6 protein-coding genes are annotated in these 7,379 nt (G+C 74.9%); 1 reads left to right on the top strand and 5 read right to left on the bottom strand.

Annotation, left to right across the window (positions count from 1 at the left end):
* Positions 1–128: 128 nt before the first annotated feature.
* Positions 129–335: a DUF3499 family protein gene (locus GVL03_RS18625; protein ID WP_159502506.1), complete on the bottom strand. Its 207-nt coding sequence runs from the start codon at positions 333–335 to the stop codon at positions 129–131.
* Between the two features lie 95 nt (positions 336–430).
* Between GVL03_RS18625 and GVL03_RS18620 the strand changes: the two genes are divergently transcribed.
* On the top strand, positions 431–868 hold the full coding sequence (locus GVL03_RS18620; protein ID WP_200847243.1) for a metallopeptidase family protein: 438 nt from the start codon (positions 431–433) through the stop codon (positions 866–868).
* A 369-nt stretch (positions 869–1,237) separates the two neighbouring features.
* On the opposite strand, the gene GVL03_RS18615 is transcribed toward GVL03_RS18620, so the two are convergent.
* The 4 genes from GVL03_RS18615 to manA all read right to left on the bottom strand — a co-directional run bounded on the left by GVL03_RS18615 (position 1,238) and on the right by manA (position 7,304).
* On the bottom strand, positions 1,238–2,647 hold the full coding sequence (locus GVL03_RS18615; protein WP_159502505.1) for a DUF5719 family protein: 1,410 nt from the start codon (positions 2,645–2,647) through the stop codon (positions 1,238–1,240).
* Positions 2,644–5,514, bottom strand: a complete 2,871-nt coding sequence (locus GVL03_RS18610; protein WP_159502504.1) for a glycosyltransferase — start codon at positions 5,512–5,514, stop codon at positions 2,644–2,646. The genes GVL03_RS18615 and GVL03_RS18610 overlap by 4 nt, the downstream gene beginning before the upstream one ends.
* A gap of 73 nt (positions 5,515–5,587) precedes the next feature.
* Positions 5,588–5,911, bottom strand: coding sequence for a WhiB family transcriptional regulator (locus GVL03_RS18605; protein WP_159502503.1), 324 nt, complete (start codon positions 5,909–5,911; stop codon positions 5,588–5,590).
* Positions 5,912–6,134: 223 nt separating this feature from the next.
* Positions 6,135–7,304, bottom strand: coding sequence for a mannose-6-phosphate isomerase, class I (gene manA, locus GVL03_RS18600; RefSeq protein WP_159502502.1), 1,170 nt, complete (start codon positions 7,302–7,304; stop codon positions 6,135–6,137).
* Positions 7,305–7,379 lie beyond the last annotated feature (75 nt).

Genomic DNA, 7,379 nt, shown 5'->3' with positions numbered 1-7,379 from the left:
CCCGATGCCCGAGCCCACATCGTCGGCGCGAACCCACACGCTCATGCCGCGAAGAACGTGTGGGTTCGGCGGGAAGAAGTGGGTTCGGCGGCGAGAGGGCGAGAGGTGAGGGGGGTGAGGGGGCGGCGTCAGGCGCGCAGGGTCTCGTGACGCACGACCAGCCAGCCCTTCGGCACCGACAGGCGCTCGGTATGGATGGCGCACAGGTCGTGCGCGTGCGGGTCGCCGCCGCGGCCGAGCGGACCCACCGCGGCCATCTGGTCGCCGTAGTCGTAGGTCAGCGTCGCCACGGCCTCGCGTGCGCACGCGACCTTCGAGCACAGTCTGTCTTGCATCGTCCTGAGCGTAACGAGCGGGCGGGCGGACGTGGCCGCGCCGCGCCGCATCCGCCCGCCTAGGATGCCGCATCCGCCCGCCTAGGATGGAGGGCATGATCCGCCGGCGGTCCCGCACAACCCCCACGCGCTCCCGCCCCGGCCGGCACGGGCGCCACGGCCGCGAGGGCCGCAGCGCGGTCGTGCGTCCCCCGCTGCCGCCGCTCGAGACCCGCGTCGACCGGTTCGACATGGCCGTGGGCTCCGCCGCCGAGTTCCTGCGCGGCGCGTGGGAGGACCTGCGCGAGGTGCGGTTCGAGATGGCGGACATGCCGCCCGCCACGGACGCGGACGGCATCCCCCGCTGGTCGGTGTTCCCCGAGGAGCGGCGCATCATCCTCTACCGACTGCCCATCGAGCGCCTCGGGCACCTCCATCACAACGACGACGCCCACCGCCGGATGATGATCGAGAGCTGCGTGTTCCGCGCCGCCGCCGACTACCTCGGCCGCGATCCCTGGGACCTCGGCCCCGACCGCTACCGCGACAGCTGACCTCTCGGGCGCGCCAGGCGGCGAACACCGCTCCACGGCCTCCGGTCGGGACGCGCAACTCCTTCCGCTGCGGCGCCTGATCCCCCCCTCCGGCCAGTGAACGCAAGCCCTCGAGGAGTTCGGCCGGCGCGGCTGCCGCGCCCCGGACGTGGCATCCGTGCTGCCGCCCGTCGCCGCGGGTGCGCCCGGCCGAGGATCGACAGCCGAGACCGCGCGCAACTCCTCCCGTTCGGCACCCGCCGACGCCGAACCGGCCCCGACACCGATACCGATACCGATACCGACATCCGAAGGAGTTCGGCCGCTCACCGGGACCCGACGCGGGGATCGCGGCGACGAGGCGGAGGGACGCCCTGGGCGGGCCGGGAGCTACGGATGGACCGTGATCTCGGATGCGGCCGCATCCGCCGGCCACACGGGGAACCCGCCCAGCTCGCCCGCCGCGGCGTACGAGACCGCGGCGTGCACCGGGAGGTCGGTGTCGAGGCGGTAGACCGTTCCGGGCACGATCGGGACGACCGTGCTGCCGCCGGCGGAGACCGTGGCCCGGATGGCGTCCCCCGTCCCCGAGACCGGCTCGAGCGTGACGTCCGCGGCGCCGGCGAGGCCGCCCGCGAGCACCAGCACGGGCGACGGGCCGTCGGGCACGGCGACCAGCGTCGAGCCGTCGAGCTCGGGCGCCGGCGTGTACCAGGCGAAGTCCGCGTCCTCGCCGAAGCCCGTGGTCTGCCACACCGCGGCGACGACCGGACGCTCGCTCTGGACGGTCGCGGTGTACTGCCCGGCGGCGAGTCCGGCGAGGTCCACCTCCGTCGGCAGGTCGGCCTGGAGCGGGGCCTCCTGCCGCAGCACCTCGTCGCCGTCCGCGTCGACGACGGTCACCGTGACCGTGGTGTCCGCGCCCGCCGAGACGAGCCGCAGCAGCGTCGTCGAGCCGGTCGGCGCCGCGTCCACCGCGCTCTGCAGCACCTGTATGCCCGGGATCACATGCGTCGTCTCCGCGCCCACGATCGCACCGGTCTGGTCGACGCCGCCGGGCAGGAGCGTGCGGGTGATGCTCGACTGCAGGGTCGCCGCTACCGGTGCTCCGGATGCGGTGACCCGCACGACGGGCGCCTCCTCGTCGGTGCCGAGGCCGGCGAGGGGCACGACGCGCTGACTGTGGGCGTCGACGCGGAGGTCGGCACCGCCGGGCGGCACTGACACGCCGGTCGCCCCGTAGAGCGTCAGCTGCACAGTCGCGGGCACGTCGGAGGGGTTCGCGAGCAGGACGAGGTCGGCCGAGCCGGTGGTCGTGGAGCCTCCCACGAGCCAGGACTCGATGAGCGGGGGCCGGCAGGCGGATGCGGCGAACCCGCGGAGGTCGTCCGCCTCGATGCTCGCGCTGCCCGCCGCGACCGCGTCGGTAAGACGGTCGCCGTCCGGCTCGGCGATCAGCGCCGGAGCGCCCTCGCTCCCGGCGACCGCGGGCGAGGAGGCCAGCAGCGACTGCTCGAGATCGGCGCCGTCGGAGGCCGACACCACGGCGCTCGGAGCAGCCGCGGTGAGCCCTCCGGCGGCCGTGGCGTCGCGGCCGAGCGCGAGCAGCGGCCCCGCGCAGGCGAGCACGGTGTCGGCGGGCGTCGGGGTGGCGGCGACGCTCACCGGCGCCTGCTCGTGCGTCGGCCAGGGCGCCGCGACCCCCAGCCCCACCACGAGCACGATGCCGACCGCGAGACCCGCGCCCACCAGCAGGCGGGTGCTGGTCGCGGCCCAGGCCAGGGCGGTGCGGCGCTTCATCGTTCCTCCTCGCGGGCGCGGGGTCCGACGGTGCGCGGCGTGCGGCGCGCCTGCCGGCGCGACGCGGCGGTCGGCAGCGACAGCAGGACGGCGACCGCGACCACCACGAGCTGCACGGCGCCGATCCCGATCGCGACGCGATGCTCCGCCGCCGAGGCGCCGGGCCGGTCCGCGGCGTCGGCCGAGATGCGCCAGAGACTGCCCTTCGGGGTGTCCCCGCCGTCGTCGAGCTCCTCGCGCTGGTCGAGGGCCGTCTCGGCGGACAGACGCATCGCGCGCGCCGCATCCGTCTCGGAGTCGGTCCCCGCCGCGAGCACGACGAACCGGATGCCGTGGGCGGCGACGCGGCTCACGACGTCCTGCGAGGTAGAGGTGATCAGATCCGCCGTGAGGGCCGCGACCTCCTCGTCCTGCGCGGTCGGCGCGGTGCGGGTCGCGCTGACCGTGGAATGGCCGCCGAGGGTGTCGCTGCCGCCCCAGACCACGCGGGCGGCGACCGCGCCGGAGTCCTGCGGCGTGATGATGATGGTCCCGACCGACTGGTCGTCGCGCCCCTGCGCGGCGACGTAGGCCGGAAGCGTGGAGACCGGCCCGTTCTGCAGCAGCGCGGTTCCGCGCACCATGGCTGTGACGGAGGGGATCGCGACGACCAGGAGGGTGCCGATCACGACCACGGCGCCCGCGATCCGCAGACCGCGCTGCCGGACGGGCACGCCCGCGTCGAGCGCGACGACGGCGGCGCCCACGACCCCGAGCCAGGCGAGGCTGAGCCCGGCGCCCGGCCAGAGGGCGACCGGGATCGCTTCCGTGCTGACGGCCACCGCGATGCCGACGGCGGCGAACGCCGTGCCGAGGCCGAGGAGCGCGACGACGACGAGGACCCCCGACACCATCCAGCGGGGGGTGAGCAGCGACAGGAGCGCCAGTGCGCCGAGGGGGGCGACGAGCACGAGCACCCAGGGGGCGAGGCCCGCCAGAGCGGTGTCGGCGAGCAGGGTGGCCCATCCGCCCAGGTCCGCGCTCGGGAACCCGCCCGCGAGCGCGAGGCGTCCGGCGGCGTCGGCGGCGACCTGCGGGCCGTCCCAGACCGCACCGGGGTCGGCGAGCAGGCCCCATACGTTGCCCGCGTGCACCTGCGCCCACACGAGCGGCGCGAACACGGCGATCGACGGCACCCCGATCCACACGATGTGTCCGACGCCGCGGCCGGCCCGGGCCACGACGACGAGCATCACCACGAAGGCCCAGAGCGTCACCAGCGCGGGCCCGAGCGAGGGAGCGGCGGCCACGACGCCCGCGAGGAGGAGGGATGCGGCGCCCGCCGCCGCCCACGACCGGTGCGCGACCGCGCCCGCGTAGAAGAGCCACGGCAGCAGCAGGTGCACGATGACGCCGGTCGGGCGCCCGTCGACGAGCGCCGTCCAGAACGTCGGCGCGAGCGCCCACGCGACGGCGCCGGTGTTGCGCAGGAGCGAGTTGGCGGTGAGGCGCGTCGCGGCGAACCATCCGCCGAGCGTCGCAAGCGGGACGGCCGCGATCCACAGCAGCACGAGCGCGCGCGAGGGGTCCCCCGGCCAGAGCGATCCGATCAGGGCGATGAGCGCGGCGAAGGGGTCGGCGGGGCCGACCACGTCCAGCCCCATCGACCGTGCGCCGTAGGCCGCGTCCGCCCACAGCTGCGCCACCGTCGCACGCAACGGCTCGAGGGCGCCGCCGCCGAGCATCGGCCAGGCCAGCAGCGACGGGAACGCGATGACGGACACGACGAGGGCGGCCAGGACGAGCCACGCGCCGCCGCCGGTGAAGAAGCGCAGCTCCTCGCGGACGGGGCGATCGAGGGCATCCGCATCCGCATCCGAGTCGAAGCGCTGCCGGAGTGCGGTGCGGGTGATGCGCAAGGGGGCGAGGCTGCTCCAGGAGCTCGTGCGCGACCGGCGGATCACGCCACGCGCACGGGCGATCGCGCCCCAGCGGAAGAAGACGACGACCGAGGCACCCCATTCCGGCAGCACGCGCGAGGGCTGCTTGGCGACCAGGAGCACCGCGGTGCGCCAGAGCACCAGCGGGATGAGCGAGAGCAGATGCAGCGGAACGGCGGGCGCGGGCGCGTACGCCATGCGGCGGTGCAGCTGCGCGAGGCGCACGGCGTAGGCGCGGCGCCGGCGACGACGACGGCTGGTCGGGGCGGGCAGTCCCGCGGCGCCGTCGCCGCCGACCGCGACGTGGGCGGTGGGGACGAGGCTGACGCGGTGACCCGCGAGGCGGGCCCGGACGCCGAGGTCGAGGCCCTCGTCGGCGCCGCCCAGCGCCGGGTCGATGCCGACCAGCTGGCGCCATGCCCCGGCGCGGACGAGGAGGCCCCGCACATCGGCGCCGAGCACGTCCTCGTCGGCGTCGTGCTGCCCCTGGTCGAGCTCGTCGTCGGCGAGACCGACCGTGCGCCCGAGCGGGGTCATCGTGACGCCGAGGGAGACGATGCGGGCGGGATCGTCCGCGGCGACGAGCTTGGGGGCGACGATCGCGACCGACGGCGCGCGCTCGAGGCCCGCGAGCAGCCGCTGGAGCGCCTGCGGCTCCGGCGCGGTGTCCTGAGCGAGAAGCCATACGGCGTCGCCGGTCAGCCGGGGACCGGCGAGCTTCACGGCCTCGGCGAACGTGGTCGATCCACCGGCGGTGATGACGCCCTCGGCCCCGGATGCGGCGGCCGCCTCGGTGAGCGTGCGATCGGAGCCGCACAGCACGATCGTCAGCGCGTCGACGGCGCGCGTCTGGGCGGCGAGGGCCTCCAGCGTGCGGTGGAGATGGGTCGCCGCCGCCTTGCGACCATCGGGGCGCACGACGAGGAGGGCATGGACACGGGCGGGCATGACCTGGTCAGCCTAAGCGGGTCCCGCCGTCACGCCGCGCGCACGCGCCGGGAACGGCGATGTCTCGCCACCGTCAGGCGCGACGCTTGAGCTTGCGACGCTCGCGCTCGCTGAGGCCGCCCCAGATTCCGAAGCGCTCGTCGTTCTGCAGCGCGTACTCGAGGCATTCGTCGCGCACGTCGCAGGTCGCGCAGATGCGCTTCGCATCGCGTGTCGAGCCGCCCTTCTCCGGGAAGAAGGCCTCGGGGTCGGTCTGCGCGCACAGGGCGTCGCTCTGCCACGAGAGCGGATTGTCGTCTTCGACCGGGACGTCCCGTCGTACCCCGGGCACGCCCAGGAACACGGGATCGACGAACCAATTGTCGGGAACGCCCGAACGGTACTGTGCGCCCGTCATCTGGTCTCCCCACCTGTTCGATCTCCGCACGCGATGAGCGGATTCCTAAATTACACAGGTGTGATTCGCCGAAATCAAGTCGCAGATCGTAAACCCTCAACCCCGGCTTTAATCTTCACGACGCGCCGACGGCGTGTCGGATGGAGCGGATTCGTTACTCGGACACAGCGGTCACCGCGTGTCGGCGTCGGCGATCCACAGGCCCTGCGGCGTGTCGCACCGCTCAGCGGCCCGGAAGCGCCACGAACAACTCGCCCGCGCCGCGCACGGCGAGCTCGCGCTCGTCGGGCGTGGCGAACGCCGCCTGGCCGGGACGCAGCGTCACGTCGACGCCGCCCGCACCGGTCACCGTGAGCTCCCCCGCCACGGCGAGGGCGATGGCCGGACCGTGCAGCGGGATGCGCCGCTCCGCCCGGACGTCGGAGCTCACCCGCCACAGCTCGAAGTCCGGGATGCCCGGGGCGAAGAGCGCCACGCCCTCCGCCACCTCCCGCGGCGCGAGCCGGGGCGGGGCGTCCGGCCTCGCGTCGACGATGCTCATCAGCTCGGCCACGTCGATGTGCTTCGGGGTGAGGCCGCCGCGCAGCACGTTGTCGCTGGCCGACATCACCTCGACGCCGAGACCGGACAGGTACGCGTGCAGCACGCCCGCGGGAACGAAGATCGCCTCGCCGCGCGCGAGCGAGACGTGGTTCATCAGGAGCGCGACGACCACGCCCGGGTCGCCCGGGTACGCGGCGGCGATCCCGCGGGCCGTCGCGATCTCCGCGGCGAACTCGGCGGACTCGACGTGGCCGAGGGCCGCGATGACCGCGTCCACGGTGTCCTGCGCATCGCCGGACAGCAGCCACGCGATCGTGTCGCGGAGGGCCGACGCGGCGTCGCCGGCGGCGAGGGCCGCGGCGAGCGCGCCCACGCCGGGCGCGTCGCCGAGGGAGTCGACGAGACGGCGGGTGAGGGCCAGGTCGCGAAGCCCCGCGAGCGCCTCGAAGCGCTCGGACAGCGCGACGATCACCTCGGGCTTGTGGTTGTCGTCCTTGTAGTTTCGGTGCGGGGCGTCCGCCGGGATGCCGGCGGCGTCCTCCCGCGCAGCTCCCGCCTCGGCCTCGGCCTTGGAGGGGTGCACCTGGATCGAGAGCGGCGACGCGGCGGCGAGCAGCTTCAGCAGGTAGGGCAGGCGCGCGGGGGCGCCCGCATCCGTGCCGTGCCGGGCGAGCCAGGCGTCGAGCGTCAGGCCGCGTCCGTCGTCGACCCGCGCCGGCGAGCCCGGATGATCGCCGAACCACACCTCCGCCTCAGGCCCCCCCGAGGGCACGCGGCCCTGGAGTCCGGCGATGAGCGTCGTGGAGCCCCAGGCGTAGTCGCGGGGCGTGTTCGAAAGGGGTGCCAGCACGCCTCCAGCGTAGAACGGTCGCGGGATACCCTGAGTGCATCATGGCGGTGCACACGAATCATCCGGTCGGGTCCC

It is taken from the genome of Microbacterium sp. 18062, assembly GCF_902706225.1.
GTDB lineage: Bacteria > Actinomycetota > Actinomycetes > Actinomycetales > Microbacteriaceae > Microbacterium.
Note: the sequence above shows the minus strand (reverse complement) of the source record. Positions and strands in the feature narration are given on the sequence as shown.